Genomic DNA, 18,047 nt, shown 5'->3' on the forward strand with positions numbered 1-18,047 from the left:
TTCTACGGCCTCCCGACAATCCTGCCTTATACCGGCCCAATATGTCGTAATTCCCCTGCCAACCCGTCACGAATCCATGTGTCGCAGGGCACTGATGGGTATACTCAGACTTCAACAGCGCACTGTCCTGGCCTCGATCCCGTCACAACGGGCAAGGGCCGCGGGGCGCTGGGACCGGCCGGTGAAACTCCGGTTTCGACGCCCGATGATGCGCGTACAGCCCATTGGAGGAACTATGTCGCACATCCTGCTCCTGACGAACAGCACCGGCTCTTCGGTGGACATTTTGCCTGCCTTGGAGTTGTTGAACCACCGCGTGCACATCCTCCCGGCAGAACCAACCGCTTTGCTCGAAACCGATCCCACAGACATCGTCTTCCTTGATGCCCGCAAGGATCTGGTAGGAGCCCGCTCGCTGACGCAATTGCTCAAGGCAACCGGACTCAGCGCGCCTTTGATGCTGATCCTTACCGAAGGCGGCATGGCTGCTGTTTCTTCGGCCTGGGCCGTGGACGACATCGTGCTCGACTCCGCCGGACCTGCCGAGGTGGAAGCCCGCATCCGGCTGGCCATGGCGCGTGCCGTGCCCGGCGAGGAAGAAACCCAGACTGAAATCCGGGCCGCCGGCGTCGTTATTGACGAAGCAAGCTATACCGCCCGCGTCAGCGGCCAACCCCTGAACCTGACGTTCAAGGAGTTCGAGCTCCTGAAGTACCTGGCACAACACCCCGGCCGCGTCTTCACCCGGCAGCAACTGCTGACCGAGGTCTGGGGCTATGACTACTACGGAGGCACCCGCACGGTGGACGTCCACATCAGGCGTCTTCGCGCCAAGCTCGGCGTGGACCATGAGAACCTCATCAGCACGGTCCGCAACGTCGGCTACAGGCTCACCCTGGTGCGGTTGCCCGACGACGAGCTCTCCGAAGCCTGACGGTTTAGACACAGGAAAGGTTTAGACACAGGAAAGGCCGGGATCCACACGGATCCCGGCCTTTCCTGCGTTCCTTGGTGGAGGACATACGGGTCGAACGTATCGAGGCCACCCCACTGGTGGATCCCCCCTGTACCCGGCCAAAGCCGAATGAGATAACGAGACTACCTCCGTTGCTCCGAGACATCAAATTACGGGGCTTGCCCGGGGCGTATAGCCTTGCACCATGAGTCAAGCACACCCGGAGAACTGGCCTGTACTGATCATCAAGGGCGCTTTGGACGCCGAACTCCTCAGGGATTTCAGGGCACTCACCGCCGCGGCGGAGGAGTCCGACGGGAACCCGCCCCTGTCCGAGCAGACCCTGGTGATGCTGCGTGGTGCCGACGGCGGCGATCATTCCGTCGTGTCTTTCGCACTGTATGCGCCGATCGAAGGCTCAGACCCGGCAACGGCAGAAGACCTGGCGGGAATCGCCGTCGTCGTTGACGCGCCGGACGCCAGCGGAGTCCTGGAACTGGCCGTCCACCCCAGTTACCGGAACCAGGGGGTGGCCGGACGGCTGTTGGACGCCCTGCAGAAGGAACGGAGCCTTGAAGGCCTCAGCGCCTGGTCGCACGGCGGCCACGAGGCCGCTGCGCAGTTGGCCACCCGTTTCGGTTACGGGCCGGTACGCGAACTGTGGAAGATGCGGCTGATGTCGTCGACATCCGCACTGCCCGACGCCGCCCTCCCGGACGGCGTTTCGCTGCGCGCCTTCGTGCCGGGCCAGGACGAGCAGGCGTGGCTGGCCGCCAACCGCGCCGCTTTTTCCCACCACCCCGAACAGGGTTCCATGACGCGCGAGGACCTCGAGGCCCGGAAAGCAGAAGACTGGTTCGATCCCGAAGGCTTCTTCCTGGCCGTCGACGACGCAGACGAACTCCTGGGATTCCACTGGACCAAGGTCCACCCCCGGCAAGGGCCGCACCCGGCAATCGGCGAGGTGTACGTGGTGGGCGTTACTCCGGCCGCACAGGGTTCGGGGCTCGGAAAAGCCTTGACTGTTGCCGGAATCAAACACCTCCAGGATCAGGGCCTCCACGCCGTGATGTTGTACGTGGACGCCGACAACCAGGCTGCTGTGGCCCTATACCAGAAACTGGGATTCGTCCGCTGGGACACCGATGTGATGTACGGTCCGTTAACGAAAAATTAACCTGGCGCGATCACCGCAGGGAAAGGCGGCGGCTCATTGGATTCGGACACCGCGATTGCTTGTAATGTGGGAGGAAACCCAGTCCTGAGCTTAGGAGAGCCCCATGCAGCCGGACCCCGTCGGCATCGCCGGATCCACCTCTAAGGGGGCGACACTGCCTCCGCGCTTCGGATCGTCTGAAGTGCCGGCCTCGCGGGCCACCCAGGACCGCATCGATATTCCCGAATTCGCGCCGAGTCTGGAACCCGAAGGCGACATCTCCCCGGACCGCTTCCTGGACCGCGAGCTCAGCTGGCTTGCCTTCAACTCCCGAGTGCTGGAGCTTGCCGAGGATCCCGATCTGTTCCTGCTGGAGCGCGTCAACTTCCTCTCGATCTTCGCTTCCAACCTGGATGAGTTCTTCATGGTCCGCGTGGCCGGCCTCAAGCGCCGTATCGCCACCGGACTGGCTGTCCCCTCCCCCGCGGGGCTCAGCCCCATCGAGGTGCTGGAGCAGATCGGTGAAGAGGCCCACAAGCTGCAGGAACGCCACGCCCGCGTTTTTGCCGAGCAAATCCGGCCGGCCCTGGCCTACGAACACATCCACCTCATGCATTGGCATGAGCTGGACGAGGATGCCCGGCAGCGGATCAGCGTCATGTTCCAGGAGAAGGTCTTCCCCATCCTGACTCCCCTGGCCGTGGATCCTGCCCACCCCTTCCCGTACATTTCGGGCCTCTCCCTGAACCTGGCCGTGATCGTCAGCAACCCGATCAGTGACAAGGAGCTCTTCGCCCGCGTCAAGGTTCCGGACCAGTTGCCCCGCCTGATCTCCGTGGACGGGCCTCGCGCAGGTGCCATTCCCGGCCGCGTTGCCCGGTTCATCGCTTTGGAAGAAGTCATAGCTGTCCACTTGGACAAGCTCTTCCCGGGCATGGAGGTCCTGGAACACCACACCTTCCGGGTGACCCGCAACGAGGACCTGGAAGTTGAAGAGGACGACGCCGAGAACCTCCTGCAGGCTTTGGAGAAGGAACTGCTGCGACGCCGTTTTGGCCCTCCCGTGCGTTTGGAAGTCACCACGGACATCAACCCGAACATCAAGGCCCTGCTCATTAGGGAACTGGGTGTTGAGGAGTCCGAGGTGTACTCCGTACCCGCGCCGCTGGACTTGCGGGGGCTCTCCGCGATCAGCGGCATCGACCGTGCCGATCTCCACTACCCGAAACACGTCCCGCACACATCCCGCTACCTCAACGAGTCCGAGACCTCCAAGGCGGCGAATGTCTTCGCGGCAATGCGCCGCAGGGACATCCTGTTGCACCACCCCTACGACTCCTTCTCCACCTCGGTCCAGGCGTTCCTCGAACAGGCCGCAGCGGATCCCAAGGTCCAGGCCATCAAGCAGACTCTTTACCGGACGTCCGGTGACTCCCCGATCGTGGACGCGCTGATCGACGCTGCGGAGGCTGGCAAGCAGGTTCTGGCCCTGGTGGAGATCAAGGCCCGTTTCGATGAGCAAGCCAACATTTCCTGGGCGCGCAAGCTGGAACAGGCCGGTGTCCATGTTGTGTACGGCATCGTCGGCCTGAAAACCCACTGCAAGCTGTCCCTGGTGGTTCGCCAGGAAGTGGATGGCCTCCGCCGCTACTGCCACATTGGCACGGGCAACTACCACCCGCGCACGGCCCGCTACTACGAAGACCTCGGTTTGCTGACCGCCAACGAGCAGGTGGGCGAAGACCTTTCCAAGCTCTTCAACCAGCTGTCCGGCTATGCGCCGAAGTCCACCTTCAAGAGGCTGCTGGTGGCACCGCGCTCCGTCCGGGCCGGCCTGGTGGAGCGGATTGAAACTGAAATCCGCAACGCCCGTGCCGGCATTCCCGGCCTGGTGCAGATCAAGGTCAATTCCATGGTTGACGAAGCCATCATCGACGCCCTGTACCGCGCGTCCCAGGCGGGCGTGAAGGTGGTCGTCGTGGTTCGTGGCATTTGCTCCCTCCGCCCCGGTGTTCCCGGCCTCAGCGAGAACATCACGGTCAGGTCCATCCTTGGCCGCTTCCTTGAACACTCGCGGGTGTTCGCCTTTGGCAACGGCGGCGATCCCGTGGTGTACATCGGTTCCGCCGATATGATGCACCGCAACCTGGACCGCCGCGTGGAGGCCCTGGTGCAGCTGTCCAGCAAGGAGGACATCACCACGGTCATGGATCTGATGCGCCGCTATGTTGACGACGGAACGGCCAGCTGGCACTTGGATAACCAAGGGCACTGGACCAGGCACCACCTGGATGCCGATGGCAAGCCGTTGCTGGACATGCAGTCCTGGCTGTTGGAGTCGCGTTCGCGCCAGCGTGCGTCGGCACGGAGGTAAGGAAGATTTGAACAGCGATACCCCCGTGGAGGACCAGACAGACCACCCCGGCGAGCCGGTAGCCGTCGTCGCTGCCGGCGCCATCCCGTGGCGCCTCAACAAGGGTGCCTTGGAGGTTCTGTTGATCCACCGGCCCCGCTATGACGATTGGTCATGGCCCAAGGGAAAGCTCGACGCCGGCGAAACGGTTCCGGAATGCGCTGCCCGTGAAGTGTGGGAAGAGATTGGCCTGCGGGCACCGCTGGGGATTCCCCTCCCGGCCATCCACTATCACGTGTCGGCGGGCCTCAAGGTGGTCCAGTATTGGGCCGCCAAAGTCAACGGTGAACCGCTCCGTCCCGATGGCAAGGAAGTGGACAGCGTGATGTGGTGCAGCCCTGACCGGGCGGCGTCATTCCTCAGCAATCCCACGGACGTGAAGCCCTTGGAATATCTGGAGAAGGCACACGTCCGGGGTGAACTCGACACGTGGCCTTTGATCCTGATCCGTCATGCAAAAGCCAAGCCGCGATCGTCCTGGACCAAGGCCGAGGGTGACCGTCCCTTGGCGGCCACTGGCCAGCGGCAGGCCATTGCGGTGCAGCGGCTTCTTGACGTCTGGAAACCGCAGCGCCTGGTGACCAGTCCATGGACCCGCTGCGTGGCAACCATAGCGCCCTATGCGAAAGCGTCGGGGGCGAAGGTCAAGTTGGTGGAGGCGCTCACCGAGCACCACCATCAGCGTTCTCCGAAAAAGACGGCTGCAGCCATCGAGGCCTTGTTCGACAAGCAACTGCCCATAGCCGTTTGCACGCACAGGCCCGCCCTGCCTACCGCACTGAAGCAACTGGGGCAGCACATGCCCCAAAACCTGCGCGCAGTCCTCCCCTCCGCGGATCCCTTTCTTTCGCCGGGTGAGGTCATCGTGTGCCAGGTGGCGCGGGGATCCGAGCGGAAGATAGTTTCCGTGGAGCAGGTCAAGCCTTTCGACGACTAGGTACCGGCACGGTTGACTCCCAAGTCTTTGTATCAAATACTTGACACATTGTTTCTAAGACTTGGGGGTCTTTACCGTGTCCTTTGATGTGCCGCCGTTGCTTTTGGTGGGGCCCGTCGTGGGCGCCGTCTTGGTGTACCTGTTCCTGCGGGTACAAGTGTGGTCCAAGCCCGACGCCACCTCTGTGGCATCACACGGCCTGTGGGTCGGCATCATTGGCTGGATGGCCAGCTCCCTGCAAGGAGCCATGAGCGCGGGTGTGATCCGGGCCAGTCCGACCTCATCAAATGCGCCCTTCACCTCGGAAGACCTCCTGGCGGCCCTGGCTTGGCCGATCGCCGCGTCCTTGGTGGTCCATGCCTTGGGTCAGTGGAGCTACCCGGCCCCCAAATCCCCGCACAGGTACGCTGAACTCACCGTCCGCAGGATCCGCGATTTCCTCCCGGCGAAACTCGCCTGGACAACAGTCGTGATCGTTGCCTATGCCGGTACCGCCATAGTCTCGATTGCAGCCCTGCCCGCTCACGCTCCGGTGCTTCCCGTCCCCGCTCCCCCATCATCAATAGGAACGACGGTCTACACAGGCCAGGGCCAGGATGGAAGGATCGCGGGTTCGGAACTTGCCGGGTGGCTTGGTGGCGCCTTAGTGGTTTTGGTTGCAGGGACCTGGCTCGTCCTGGTACTCATCGCACGACGGCGCCAACTGGAGACGCTAAGCAGTGACGACAACCGCACGCTTCGAGCCATTGCAGCCAACAGGCTGCTGCGGACCGTTGCCACCATCGCCGCAGGCCTCGCCAGCATCGCGGGAAATTTTGCCGCCCTCCCGACGCCTGGGGCAACGTGGCAATCGTCGTGGTTCAACGTTTTGGGTCTTGTCAACATGGCTGTGCTGCTGGTCATGTGGTGGTGGAAGGTGCCGGTCCTTCCTTCGCTTCAGGCATCGGCGAAAGCCATCAGCGGCACTGCTCTCCGCGCCGATCCCCGCACCCACGGCGCAGCAAAACTCAGCGTTTCCCTCGGAGCGGTCCTGGGAGTCGCTGCCGTCTTGCCGCTTGTGACACTGGTGTTCTGGTTCGGTTTCATTCCGGTAGAAGGCCAGCGCTCCCTTGCCCCGGCGATTGTCGTCACCGTGTCTGCCGTCCTGGTCCTGCTCACCATTGCCGCAGGCGAGTTACTGATCGCCCGCAACTATGGCCACCCGGAGGTGCCCCTCGGTTGGCCGCGGCAGCCGGTGTCCAAGGGGTTGCTCACCTTCAGCATTGTTTCGGCCACGGTCTTTGCGGTAACGCTCGTCCTTACAGGTACAGGCCAATCACTCCTGGTCGGCCCACCCGCCTGGCCCGCCAACCTCTTTCTCACGATGGGGGTCGGACTGATGGGCGCTGCCGCGATCCTGGCCACGCGCCGTCGTCGAGGTCTTCCTGAAGTGGGGGACGAGAGAGGGCTTGATGCCGCACTGCGCGCCATTTCGATGTACCGGATTGTCCGAACCCTGGCAGCATTCCTTCTGGCACATTCAGCGGTGATGATGCTTGGCAACGCCGAAGCATGGGGAACATTGTTCCCGGCTTTCAATCAGCTGGGACCGAGTCCTGTGTACATGACAGGAGTCGTTGTAGCAGTCATTGCCGTCGTCGTCGCGGTTACGCCTGTCCGGAGCCTTTTCCGGGCGATTCCCAGGGGCACCGAACCCAAGCAGAACCAGCCGACGCCATGACCGCCGGAATCTCCATCGACCTCGCAGATCCGGTTCCGCCCTACGAACAGATCCGCCGGCAGCTCAGCTCCCTGATCGCCGTCGGGGTCCTGGAACCTGGAAACCGCCTGCCAACAGTGCGCAGCCTGGCCGCGGACCTCGGCATCGCCGCAGGGACGGTGGCGCGTGCCTACAAGGAACTTGAGCTGTCCGGCGTCATCGAATCACGACGCCGGAACGGCACTGTCGTCGTCGGGCCGCCTCGGGCGCCGCACCGTGTGGCGGGCGGAGACGCTGCGGTGATCGCCGCCGTCGACGGCTTGATCCTGGCCGCCCGCGACGCGGGTGTGGGTGACGCAACGCTCATTGATCTTCTTCGTGGACGGCTGGCGGTTAATGGGCACGGTACAAGTAAGCTTGAACCGTGATTCCCACCCCGTATGAAGACCTCCTGCGCGACGTCATGGCCAACGGCACACACAAATCGGACCGCACCGGCACCGGAACGCGCAGCGTTTTCGGCCGCCAGCTGAGGTTCGATCTCGCCGGGAGCTTCCCTCTCATCACCACCAAGCGGGTCCATTTCAAGTCCGTGGCCGTGGAACTGCTGTGGTTCCTGCGCGGGGATTCGAATGTGAAGTGGATGCAGGACCAGGGAGTGACCATCTGGGACGAGTGGGCGGACGCGGACGGCGAACTCGGCCCCGTCTACGGCGTGCAGTGGCGCAGCTGGCCCACCCCCGACGGCGGCCACATCGACCAGATCTCCGAAGTGATGAAGAGCCTCGCCGCGAACCCGGACTCCCGGCGCCACATCGTCTCCGCATGGAATGTTTCCGAACTCAAGGACATGGCGCTGCCGCCGTGCCACGCGTTCTTCCAGTTTTACGTTGCCGACGGCAAGCTCTCCTGCCAGTTGTACCAGCGCTCGGCCGACACTTTCCTGGGTGTCCCCTTCAACATCGCCTCCTACGCGCTCCTGACGCTCATGGTGGCCCAGCAGCTTGGCCTCGAACCCGGCGAATTCGTGTGGACCGGGGGCGACGTCCACGTCTACGACAACCATGTGGAGCAGGTCGCGGAGCAGCTGAGCCGTGAACCGTACGAGTACCCGCAGCTGAAGATCCTCCGCAAGCCGGACTCCATCTTCGACTACACCGTTGACGACTTCGAGGTGGTCGGCTACCGCCACCACCCCACCATCAAGGCACCGATCGCGGTATGAGCGCTCCTTCCTCCGAGGATCCGGCCCAGCTTCCCGGCGTCATCTTCACGCAGGAAACCGCTGCCAGAATGACCGGCATCGGCATGATTTGGGCGCAGACCAAGTCCGGCGTCATCGGCAAGGACGGGACCATGCCGTGGCACCTGCCTGAAGACATGAAGCACTTCAGCCGGATCACCACCGGGCACCCCGTCATCATGGGCCGGCGGACCTGGGAATCATTCCCGGAAAAATACCGTCCCCTCCCGGGCCGCACCAACATCGTGGTGACCCGCAACGAAAAGTGGGCATCCACGCCCGAGGCCCAGGGCGCCGTCGTGGTTTCCTCCCTGGACGAGGCACTGCTGGAATCCCAGTTTGCACCCGGAGGCCAGAAGGTGTGGATTGTCGGCGGTGGCGACATCTACCGCCAGTCCATGGGTATCGCCAACCTGGCGGTCATCACCATCATCGACACCGATGTGGAGGGTGACACCTACGCGCCCGAACTCGGCGATGACTGGACCTTTGACACCATGGCGCCCGCCGAAGGGTGGCTCACCGCCAAGAACGGCACCAACTACCGGTTCACTACATGGCGCCGGAACGCAAACCAGAAAAGCCAGGAAGACTAAGCATGCTGAAAAAACCCGAAACCCTGTTCGTACTGGGCTACATGCTGCTGCCGCTCTTCGCCCTGCTCTCAGCCATTGTTGGCCTGACCATGATCCTGGGCGGCAACAAGATCGTTGGAATCATCGTCCTGGTGGTCGTGACGCAGGTGTTCACCTTCGGTGCTTTCTTTGCCCTGCGCAAGCGCAAGGCCGCCCTGCTGCAGGAGTCGGACGCACTGCCGGCTCCCCGCGACTGAGTCAGCAGCATCACTGTGGCGGGTGCCGGCGTCGTGCTTCGCGTGCGTGACGTAACCAACAGCGGCACTTTGCTTCGAAAGTTTAGACTTGGTGAATGACTACAGCAGCTAATCCGTCCGTTGGACTGGTCGGTTGGCGTGGCATGGTCGGCTCAGTCCTGATGCAGCGCATGCAGGAAGAGAACGACTTCGCCAACATCAACCCGGTATTATTCTCCACCTCGAACGCAGGAGGTGCCGCCCCGTCCTTTGCAGAGGGGGCAGGCAAGCTCGAGGACGCGTTCGATATTGAGACGCTTGCCAAGCTGCCGATTATTGTCACCGCGCAGGGCGGCGACTACACCAAGCAGGTCCATGGCGAACTCCGTAGCCGCGGCTGGGACGGCCTCTGGATCGATGCTGCCTCCACCCTGCGCATGAACGATGACTCGATCATCGTGCTGGACCCCATCAACCGCGACGTCATCGACGCCGGACTCTCCGGCGGCGTGAAGGACTTCATCGGCGGAAACTGTACGGTCTCCTGCATGCTCATGGGCCTCGGCGGCCTGTTCAAGAACAACCTCGTGGAGTGGGGCACGTCCATGACGTACCAGGCCGCTTCAGGCGGTGGCGCGCGCCATATGCGCGAACTCCTCAACCAGTTCGGCACCCTCAACAACGAGGTCAGCAGCGAACTGGACGACCCGGCATCGGCCATCCTGGAGATCGACCGCAAAGTGCTTGCCACCCAGCGCACCGGGGTTGACGCCACGCAGTTCGGCGTTCCGCTCGCGGGCTCGCTGATTCCCTGGATCGACGCCGACCTCGGCAACGGCCAGTCCAAGGAAGAGTGGAAGGCCGGCGTCGAGACCAACAAGATCCTCGGCACCGGAACCGGAACCGCGGGCAAAGACCACATCGCCATGGACGGCCTGTGCATCCGCATCGGAGCCATGCGTTCCCACTCCCAGGCCCTCACGCTGAAGCTGCGCGAAGACCTGTCTGTGACGGAGATCGAAAACCTCCTGGCCAAGGACAACGAGTGGGCCAAGGTTGTTCCGAACACCAAGGAAGCCTCCATGGCAGACCTGACCCCGGTTGCGGCATCAGGCACGCTGGACATCCCCGTGGGCCGTATCCGCAAGCTCGAAATGGGTCCGGAATACATCAGCGCCTTCACCGTGGGCGATCAGCTCCTGTGGGGCGCAGCCGAGCCCCTGCGCCGCATGCTCAACATTGTGACGGGCAAGCTCTAGGCTTCTCCGCCTCTCGTTCGAAACCCGCTGTTCCGCTGCTTTCCCGCAACGGAACAGCGGGTTTCGACGTTCTGCCGTCGCCCGCAGAAACGGGTCAGCCGGCCATGAACTTCAGGTAGGCCCGGCCCTGTGCCTGGAACGACCGTTCCGCCGCCGGCCCCAACGTCCCCGCGAACGGCTCAGGCTCGACTCCGATGGTCTTGCCACTCGCCGTCCTCGCCCAAGTCCCGATCACTTCACCCCCGGAGACGATGATCCGCTTGAACACGCCGTTCTTTCCCGGGACCACCAACTCCGCGAATTCAGGGGCAAGGACCAGGCTCCGGTCCTGGTAGCCGAGCAGGTATTCGTCGAACCCGGGAAGAGCCAGCAACGAGCGCGAGCCGGGGACGCCGTCGTCGAGCATTGCAGCTGACTCCGGCGAGAGCCAGTAGCTGGTGCCGCCGGACTCCAGCTCAACCAGGCCGTCCCGGACTGTATCTAGGGCAGCCCGCGCCTCCTTCAAGGGAATCTGGCTCCACCACGAGAAATCCTTGATGGTGGCCGGCCCGCGACTCCTCAGATAGCGGAAGAGCAACTCAGCGATGCCTTCCTCCCTGTCCAGCTCCCGTGACTGGTGGATCCATTCATCGAAAGGCACAAACAGCTGCTGCACGCCCACCTTGCCGTTGGACACCGCCATGGGCCCCTGAACCAGCCATGCACGCTGGCAGAGGCTGCCGAGCAGGTGGATGCCGCGTTGGGCTTTGGTGAGCTGGCCGGCCTCCTCGAACGCAAGGAAAAGCTGCTCGCGGCTTGCGCCCGGCGCGCCTTCGGCCTTGAGCGTGTCGAAAGTTGTGAAGGCGATGTCCCGGCAGTGGGCTATGTCGTCGGGCGTGATGGCAAGTTCCCGGTGGCGCCCGGCCACCATGTTCATCAAGCGGCCACTGGTGATGCCCAGGATCCAACGGAGGTCCTCTGGTGCCAGCAGATGCAACGTGCCGCGCATCGGCCACGAACGCACCACCGTCCCGGCGTCGAGGGCCGCACGGACGTCGGATGCCGCAATACCGGGAACCCGCTGCCCCACCGCCCACAGCGCAGCGCCAAGGTCCTGTGCCTGCAGGGCGGTCATCCAACGGACGGCAGCGGGGACGGTCGGAAGGCCGTTACCCAACAGGCCTTGGGCAGCGAGCCGCAAGCGGCCCAGGACGCGCGGGGTGAGGGGTGCAGGCATGCTTCATCCTAAAAGGACCGGCAAGTACAGGGAACCTTGCCGCGCCTCCCAGCCGTCACCCAGCAGCGGCTCCTAGGATGAATTCATGCTTTTTGGTGATCTCGCTCCGTTTGTGCGGCCATTGAGCCGGTGGCTGGCAACCGCCGGCTGGTTCTGCACGCTCGTGGGACTTGGCTCCGGGCTGATCGTGGCGGTGGGAACGGGAGTAAGCCTCTCCCCCTCCATGCAAGCCATCCAGACCGTGAGCTTGGTGGCAACCGCTGCGGCGGCGCTGCTGATCGGAACGGCAGCGGCCAGCCAGCCCCTTGCGGATCGCCACGACGACGCCCCGGAACCCTGGTACTACCCCGCCGCCGCAGCGCAGGTCCGCAGCTTCCTCCTCGGAGCGATCGTGCTGCTGCTCGGCTTGGTGGGATTCGCCACGGCCGGCGTGTTCATGCCCAGCGGCCCGTCGCCGCAAAGCATCGCGTTCAGCCAGATCTTCCTGTTGGGATCGGTCAGCTGCGGACTCACGTTCCTGCTGCTCAACAAGGTGCTGCCAATCGCCGAACGCCGCACACGCTAGCCCACACGCGCCGAGGGGCGGGATCTCAACCCTAAGCCACGCCCTATACACCCGAAAGCTTGCCCCTCGCGGGAACACGCGAGGGGATTAGAGGCTGGCGCCGATCAGCAGCGGCTCCGGGTGCAGTTCAATGCCGAAGCGTTCGACGACGCCAGCCCTCACCTCGCGCGCGATGGCGAGCATATCCTCCGTGGAGGCCGAGCCTCGGTTGGTGATGGCCAGGGTGTGCTTGGTGGACAGGGAAGCCCTCCCCCCGGAAACGCTGGTCTCCTCCAGCCCGAAGCCCTTGCCGAATCCGGCCTGGTCGATCAGCCACGCAGCGGAGAGTTTCACCAGGCCGTCTGAACCGGCCGGATACTTGGGGGCATTCTCCGGCAGCCCTGCCGCCTGGTCGGCGGGGACAATGGGGTTGGTGAAGAAGGAACCCGTGGAGTAGGTGTCGCGATCGGACGCGTCCAGGACCATGCCCTTGGATCCCCGGAGCCGCAGGACTTCCCGGCGGACGTCGTTCGAGTAGGCACGCTTGCCTGCCTCTACGCCCAGCGCCCGGGCCAATTCCGCGTAGCGGACCGGGGCGCTCATCCGGCCCAACGGCAGCTGGAACTCCACGGTCAGGACCACGTAGCGCGGCGATCCCTCAACAGTGGTTTGCTTCAGGATTGAGTCACGGTAGCCGAACTTCAGCTCGGAATTGGTGAAGGTCTGGACAGCGTTGCGCTCCCGGTCCCACGTCCGGACCGCGGCAATGGTTTGTGACACGTCCGCGCCGTACGCGCCAACGTTCTGCACCGGGGTGGCGCCCGTGGCACCCGGGATGCCGGACAACGCCTCCAAGCCTGACCACGCGTGCAGCACGGAATATTCCACCAGCGCATCCCAGTTGTGGCCCGCCTGTACCACCACGGAGACACCGCCGCAGCTGTCCTCGGAGTTCACGGTAAAGCCCTCGGAAGCGATTTTTACCACGGTGCCGGGGAAACCGTCGTCGGAGATCAGCAGATTGGACCCGCCGCCAATGATCAGGAGTTTCTCTCCCGCGGCGTCTGCCGAGCGGACGGCGTCGATGATTTCGGCTTCGGTGCGGGCTTCAATGTAGTTCCCTGCGGGGCCGCCGACGGCTGCTGTGGTCAAGTCTGAAAGAAGCATCTGGGTCACCAATCAAGCCTAACGGGCATCGGCCGGCTCCACCGACGAGGCCTTTTGCTTGCCCGCCAGGGGTGCCAGGAAGAAACTGACCACCAACAGCGCCAGAGGGGCCAGCAGCGAATGGAGGATGCCGAAGTGCTCTGCCAGCAATCCAAGGAGCGGAGGACCGCACAGGAACGCCCCGTAGCCGATGGTTGACACTACGGAGACACGGGCGGCGGCATGAACGGGATCATCGGCGGCAGCAGACATTCCGACGGGGAAGCCCAACGAAGCGCCCAGTCCCCACACCGCCAGCGCAACGAACGCAAGCCACGGAACCGGCGAAAACACGAAAAGCGCAAGACCCACGACGGCGGTGGCCGAGCACCAGCGCATCACCAGCACCCGCCCGAACCGGTCGAGGATGACCGTCCCCGTGAAGCGGCCGATGGTCATGAACGTCACGAACACCCCGTAACCTACGGCGCCCGCTGCGTCGCTTTGGCCGTGCCCGTCTGCCAGTGCCAGAGCCACCCAGTCACCCGCCGCACCCTCAGCCAAAGCCAGGCCAAGGACAAGGACTCCGATCAGCAGCGTCCGGCGGTCACGCCATGCGAGGGCCACAAGCCGTTTGTTGTCCAGCGGTGCGGTTGCCTTGCCGCCCTCTTGGCCGGCCGGCGTTGGAGTAATAACAGGCAGCGGGCCCGTGGAGGGGTCCCGGAAGGTATCGGTCTCGTGGGGGCTGAATTTAGAGGTGGCTTGGGCGGTCTTTTCCGAGCGGAACCAGAAGCCGGCAGTCACCACCGAGGCCGTCACCACGAAGCCGGAAATCAGGAAGTGCCAGAACACCGGCATGTGCACGGCAGCTGCCCAGGCCCCGAAGCCCGCCGCAGCCACGGTTCCCAGGCTGAACGCGCCGTGCAGGTGCGGCATGATGTGCCGTTCAAGTTCGCGTTCAAGCGCCGCACCCTCGACATTGGACGCAGTATTCCAACTTGCCGTACCCAGGCCGAGGACCACCAGTCCTGCGGCAACCACTAACGGATTGGCGGCAAGCGAGGTCCCGATGCCGACCACAACCAGCCCCGCCCCCACCATGCAGCTGCCGATTCTCGTGGTGAGCTTGGGACCGAGCCGAAGCACGATGAGGCCCGAGGCTGAAATCGAGATGAAGGACGCCACCGTCATGCACATCAGCAGCAGCCCGATGCCGCCCGGAGTCAGGTCCAGGCCGTCCCGGATGGCCGGCAGCCGGGACACCCAGGTAGCGAAGGCCACCCCGCTGGCAGCATAGGACGCCAGAACAGCGGCGCGCCACCGCAACATCGCAGTCGCAGTGGCGCTCGGTTTGCTGCCGTGTGGGGTGGTGTTCTGTTGGTTCAAGAGACCTTCACAACCGCCTGCGACTTCATGAGGACTTTCTGTCCGGCCGCTACCACGGTGAGGTCGATGCGGGCGGTGCGGGCATCGGCGTCGAGCGCTCCCACCACGCCGGTGACGTCAATGACAGCGCCGGCCTCATCCGTGCCGGTTGTGTCGGCGACCAGGACGGGCTTGGTGAAGCGAGTCTGGTAATCGACGACGGCGGCAGGGTCGCCGGCCCAGTCGCTCACCAACTGGACTGCGGCGCCCATAGTGAACATGCCGTGGGCGATGACGCCCGGGAGTTCCACGGAGGTAGCGAAGGCTTCGTTCCAGTGGATGGGATTGAAGTCCCCCGACGCTCCTGCGTACTTCACCAGGTCCTGGCGGGTGACGGGAATGCTCCGCGTGCCGATCTCCTGGCCAACGCTGAGTTCTTCGAATGTGTGGCTCATGGTTACTGTCCCTCTCCGCGGACCAAAATGGACGAGGTGGTGGTGGCGACCTTCTCGCCGGCTTCCGTGGAGATTTCGGAGCGTGTGGTGATCATCGCTCCCCCACCCATGGCCCGGACGCCGTCGACATGCAGCTCGGCTACCAGACGGTCGCCGGCAACGATCGCGCGGTGGTGCGTGAACCGCTGGTCGGCGTGGACCACCCGGGAGAAGTCGATGCCCGATTCGGGATCCTCAACCAGTTGGGCATCGGCACGTTGGGCGACAATAATGGCGAACGTTGGCGGTGCCACGAGGTCGCTGTGGCCCAGGGCCTTTGCTGCCTCAACATCGAAGTGCGCCGGATTGGTGGCCTTCACGGCCTTGGCGAACTCGCGGATTTTTTCACGGCCGACGTCGTAAACCTCTGCGGCAGGGTAGCTGCGGCCCTGCAGGTCCGGATTGATACTCATGGTCCAACCCTATCGGGCGGCGGCTTCCCGGGCAGCGTGAAAACCGCGGGCACGCTACTTCTTGTAGCTCTTGCGGATCTTCTGGCCCCGGACCACCATTCCGGTGACGTGCAGGATCAAGCCGACACCGATCACGGGCAAAGAGGCCATGGCCAGCGCCTGGTTCCCTGTGGTGTTCCCAACAATGGACAGGATGAGTCCCACAGCGATCAGCCCCATGGCGCTGAAAACCAGCGCTTTGTAGGAGGTGGAGGCGGTGGCCCAGAATTGTTCAAGCACCGTCCAAGTCTAGCGGGGTGGGTGCGAGGGGTTGGCTTTCAAGGGAAAGAAGCCCTTTTTAGGGTCGGGATGTCGCCCCTCGCCGCAACGGAAGGTCAGAAGAGCGAGTCCTGCAAGGCCGGGATCTCGGTCGTGTGCGGACCGAATTCGATCTTGCGGCCCTTCAAGGCGCCCAGGTCGGCAACGAAGCTGCCCTCGACCTCGTTGCCTGCAGCGTCCGGCAGGCCCGCCAAGGCGATAGATCCGGACAGTGAGTGGATCCGCAGACCGTGCCCGCCGTCGTCGAACGTTGCCGGGTAGCGGTGACGCACGCCGCCGGGACGGACAGTGCAGAGGGTGTCGGCCAGGGCGGGCCTGTCCCACTCTTCCTCCACAACGGCAAAACCGGTCATGGCCAGCCCGCCCAGCAAGCTGCGCACGCGCCCGGCGTGCTGCCGGTTCACGGCTGAAAGCTCGACGGCGTCGCGCGGCTCCACGAGTCCGGCCACCTTGGCAGCGGAACGGACCTGCTGCACGAGGCCGAGCTCGCGGGTCACAAGGTCCTCCAGGACCCGGACAACACGGCCATCTTCGGCATGGGCCACGTAGGAAGCGTGAACCGCTCCCTGCTCCGCGAGCCTGTTCCATTTGCGCGGCGCCGACGCGGTACCGATTTTGGTAGCCCCGTTCGCGAAGGTAGCCACGTAGAGCCAATGCGGTTGCATCAGGTACGCGCGGAGGCCCGTGGGAACGGAGCCGCCCCGGTGGAAGTCGTGCATCAGCCGGGAATCATCGCGGGCGAAGCAGCTCCCGCATTGCTGGCCCCGTTCGGCAGGAGAGCCGCTGGGGCAGGGAACGTGCGTGCGCTCACCCGGGCCGTGGACTTTGCTGTGGCCCAGGCACCACAAACCGGGGGAAACGCGCAGGCCCAAGGCTGAGCCCCGGGCCAACGCAACATCAGTGAACTCCGACTCCGGCGACCAAAGCCGCAACGCCGCAGAGGACGAGTCCCAAACGACTCCGTGGACGAGCATATCTACCTGACCGGCATGCCTACAGCGAAGGCTGGACTCCGAAGGCGACGGCGAGCTTCATGATCTTCTCGGCGCGGCCCAGGCGCGGGAGGTCGGAGCCGTCGCGGATCACGCGGCCGTTGGCTTCGAAGTCGTTCATGAAGTCGGTGGCCCAGGCGACGTCGGACGGCGTGGGGCTGATGACCTCGTTGATCACAGTGGTCTGGTCAATGGCCAGGCAAAGCTTGCCGGTCATGCCCATGGTCACGGTGATGCCGGTCTGCTCGCGCAGGATGGGGTGGTTGGTGCCGACGGTGGGGCCATCGATCGGTCCCGGCAGGTTGCCGACGCGGCTGGCGACGACGAGCTTGGCCCGCGGGTACGCCATGGCTTCCGGGGTGGCCGCCATGCCGGTGTCGCGGCGGAAGTCGCCCGAACCGAACGCGAGCCGGAATGCTCCCTGCGCACGGGCAATGTTGTTGGCTTCCTCAATGCCGAGGGCGGACTCAACCAGCGGAATAACGGGAGTCTTGCCGTCCATGCGGTGGTAGGACTCGGTGACCTGGTCGGCGGACTCGGTCTTGGCCAGCATCACGCCGAGCAAGCCGGGAGTTCCGCGCAGTCCTGCGAGGTCGTCGGCCCAGAACTTGCTGGTGGCATCGTTGATGCGGACCCAGGCCTGGCCACCTGCGGTCAGCCAGTTCACCACGTTCTCGCGTGCAGCATCCTTCTGGGACGGGTCCACGGCGTCTTCGATGTCAAGAATGATGGCGTCAGCGCGCGAACCCGCGGATTCGTCGAAAAGCTCCGTTTTCATCGCGTTCACAAGAAGCCATGAGCGGGCGATGTCGGCGGGAATGTTGCGGGTGGGCCGAATGGATTCGGCGGCGATGCTAGACGTCATGTATCTACCGTATCTGCCCTGCCGCCCGCTAGGCGAAGAATTCGGCCTCCTTGTGAGGATCAATACGAACTAAACCCCATATGACTGTGGAGTCCCGCAGTATGAACGTCCGACGGCGGTCCGCGCCAGTCATTTCAGGCGCACCTGTCGCTGTTGTTCACGGGACTCAATACGGCGTCTTTGAGTCCTCCGATTGCCGGACGTGGCTCAGGATTTCGCCC

At 64.0% G+C, this 18,047-nt stretch carries 19 protein-coding genes; 11 read left to right on the forward strand and 8 right to left on the reverse strand.

What is annotated here, in order from left to right; translation table 11 throughout:
* The first annotated feature begins 235 nt into the window (after positions 1 to 235).
* The 10 genes from PYR64_RS13720 to asd all read left to right on the forward strand — a co-directional run bounded on the left by PYR64_RS13720 (position 236) and on the right by asd (position 10,473).
* Positions 236 to 934, forward strand: a complete 699-nt coding sequence (locus PYR64_RS13720) for a response regulator transcription factor (RefSeq protein ID WP_018776718.1) — start codon at positions 236 to 238, stop codon at positions 932 to 934.
* 226 nt (positions 935 to 1,160) lie between these two features.
* Positions 1,161 to 2,132, forward strand: a complete 972-nt coding sequence (gene mshD, locus PYR64_RS13725) for a mycothiol synthase (protein WP_275775718.1) — start codon at positions 1,161 to 1,163, stop codon at positions 2,130 to 2,132.
* A 103-nt stretch (positions 2,133 to 2,235) separates the two neighbouring features.
* Positions 2,236 to 4,485, forward strand: coding sequence for an RNA degradosome polyphosphate kinase (locus tag PYR64_RS13730; RefSeq protein ID WP_275775720.1), 2,250 nt, complete (start codon positions 2,236 to 2,238; stop codon positions 4,483 to 4,485).
* Positions 4,486 to 4,492: 7 nt separating this feature from the next.
* Entirely contained in the window at positions 4,493 to 5,461 is a 969-nt protein-coding gene (locus PYR64_RS13735) for an NUDIX hydrolase (protein ID WP_039242427.1), read from the forward strand.
* A 76-nt stretch (positions 5,462 to 5,537) separates the two neighbouring features.
* Positions 5,538 to 7,181, forward strand: a complete 1,644-nt coding sequence (locus PYR64_RS13740; protein ID WP_275775723.1) for a hypothetical protein — start codon at positions 5,538 to 5,540, stop codon at positions 7,179 to 7,181.
* Positions 7,178 to 7,588 carry a GntR family transcriptional regulator gene (locus PYR64_RS13745; protein WP_064721582.1) on the forward strand — a complete coding sequence of 137 codons (411 nt, stop codon included), beginning with the start codon at positions 7,178 to 7,180 and terminating at the stop codon, positions 7,586 to 7,588. Before PYR64_RS13740 ends, PYR64_RS13745 begins: the two co-directional genes overlap by 4 nt.
* 35 nt (positions 7,589 to 7,623) lie before the next feature.
* A complete protein-coding gene (locus tag PYR64_RS13750) occupies positions 7,624 to 8,385 on the forward strand; it encodes a thymidylate synthase (RefSeq protein WP_052247255.1) in 762 nt (253 codons plus the stop codon).
* A complete protein-coding gene (locus PYR64_RS13755) occupies positions 8,382 to 8,999 on the forward strand; it encodes a dihydrofolate reductase (RefSeq protein ID WP_275775725.1) in 618 nt (205 codons plus the stop codon). Before PYR64_RS13750 ends, PYR64_RS13755 begins: the two co-directional genes overlap by 4 nt.
* Positions 9,000 to 9,001: 2 nt before the next feature.
* Complete coding sequence (locus tag PYR64_RS13760) at positions 9,002 to 9,235, forward strand: NF038396 family protein (protein WP_018776726.1); 234 nt, start codon at positions 9,002 to 9,004, stop codon at positions 9,233 to 9,235.
* Between the two features lie 95 nt (positions 9,236 to 9,330).
* On the forward strand, positions 9,331 to 10,473 hold the full coding sequence (asd, locus tag PYR64_RS13765) for an aspartate-semialdehyde dehydrogenase (RefSeq protein WP_275775727.1): 1,143 nt from the start codon (positions 9,331 to 9,333) through the stop codon (positions 10,471 to 10,473).
* 94 nt (positions 10,474 to 10,567) lie between these two features.
* On the opposite strand, the gene PYR64_RS13770 is transcribed toward asd, so the two are convergent.
* Positions 10,568 to 11,689, reverse strand: a complete 1,122-nt coding sequence (locus PYR64_RS13770; RefSeq protein WP_275775729.1) for a winged helix DNA-binding domain-containing protein — start codon at positions 11,687 to 11,689, stop codon at positions 10,568 to 10,570.
* 85 nt (positions 11,690 to 11,774) lie between these two features.
* Between PYR64_RS13770 and PYR64_RS13775 the strand changes: the two genes are divergently transcribed.
* Positions 11,775 to 12,254 carry a hypothetical protein gene (locus PYR64_RS13775; RefSeq protein ID WP_018776729.1) on the forward strand — a complete coding sequence of 160 codons (480 nt, stop codon included), beginning with the start codon at positions 11,775 to 11,777 and terminating at the stop codon, positions 12,252 to 12,254.
* Between the two features lie 87 nt (positions 12,255 to 12,341).
* Here the strand turns inward: PYR64_RS13775 and PYR64_RS13780 are convergent, their stop codons facing one another.
* From PYR64_RS13780 to PYR64_RS13810, 7 genes are all read right to left on the reverse strand, one after another.
* On the reverse strand, positions 12,342 to 13,409 hold the full coding sequence (locus PYR64_RS13780; RefSeq protein ID WP_189075267.1) for a UDP-N-acetylmuramate dehydrogenase: 1,068 nt from the start codon (positions 13,407 to 13,409) through the stop codon (positions 12,342 to 12,344).
* 9 nt (positions 13,410 to 13,418) lie between these two features.
* On the reverse strand, positions 13,419 to 14,765 hold the full coding sequence (locus PYR64_RS13785) for an MFS transporter (protein ID WP_275775732.1): 1,347 nt from the start codon (positions 14,763 to 14,765) through the stop codon (positions 13,419 to 13,421).
* On the reverse strand, positions 14,762 to 15,199 hold the full coding sequence (locus PYR64_RS13790; RefSeq protein WP_018776732.1) for a MaoC family dehydratase: 438 nt from the start codon (positions 15,197 to 15,199) through the stop codon (positions 14,762 to 14,764). The genes PYR64_RS13785 and PYR64_RS13790 overlap by 4 nt, the downstream gene beginning before the upstream one ends.
* A gap of 2 nt (positions 15,200 to 15,201) precedes the next feature.
* Entirely contained in the window at positions 15,202 to 15,651 is a 450-nt protein-coding gene (locus PYR64_RS13795) for a MaoC family dehydratase N-terminal domain-containing protein (protein WP_018776733.1), read from the reverse strand.
* A 54-nt stretch (positions 15,652 to 15,705) separates the two neighbouring features.
* Positions 15,706 to 15,930, reverse strand: a complete 225-nt coding sequence (locus tag PYR64_RS13800) for a DUF3188 domain-containing protein (protein ID WP_018776734.1) — start codon at positions 15,928 to 15,930, stop codon at positions 15,706 to 15,708.
* Positions 15,931 to 16,025: 95 nt separating this feature from the next.
* The gene (locus PYR64_RS13805; RefSeq protein ID WP_275775735.1) at positions 16,026 to 16,943 is read right to left on the reverse strand and encodes a DUF2797 domain-containing protein; all 918 of its coding nucleotides are present in this window, start codon (positions 16,941 to 16,943) and stop codon (positions 16,026 to 16,028) included.
* A gap of 19 nt (positions 16,944 to 16,962) precedes the next feature.
* Entirely contained in the window at positions 16,963 to 17,826 is an 864-nt protein-coding gene (locus tag PYR64_RS13810) for a CoA ester lyase (RefSeq protein ID WP_018776736.1), read from the reverse strand.
* Between the last annotated feature and the right edge of the window lie 221 nt (positions 17,827 to 18,047).

Origin of the sequence: Paenarthrobacter sp. Y-19 (assembly GCF_029223985.1) — a bacterium.
Lineage (GTDB): Bacteria > Actinomycetota > Actinomycetes > Actinomycetales > Micrococcaceae > Arthrobacter > Arthrobacter nicotinovorans.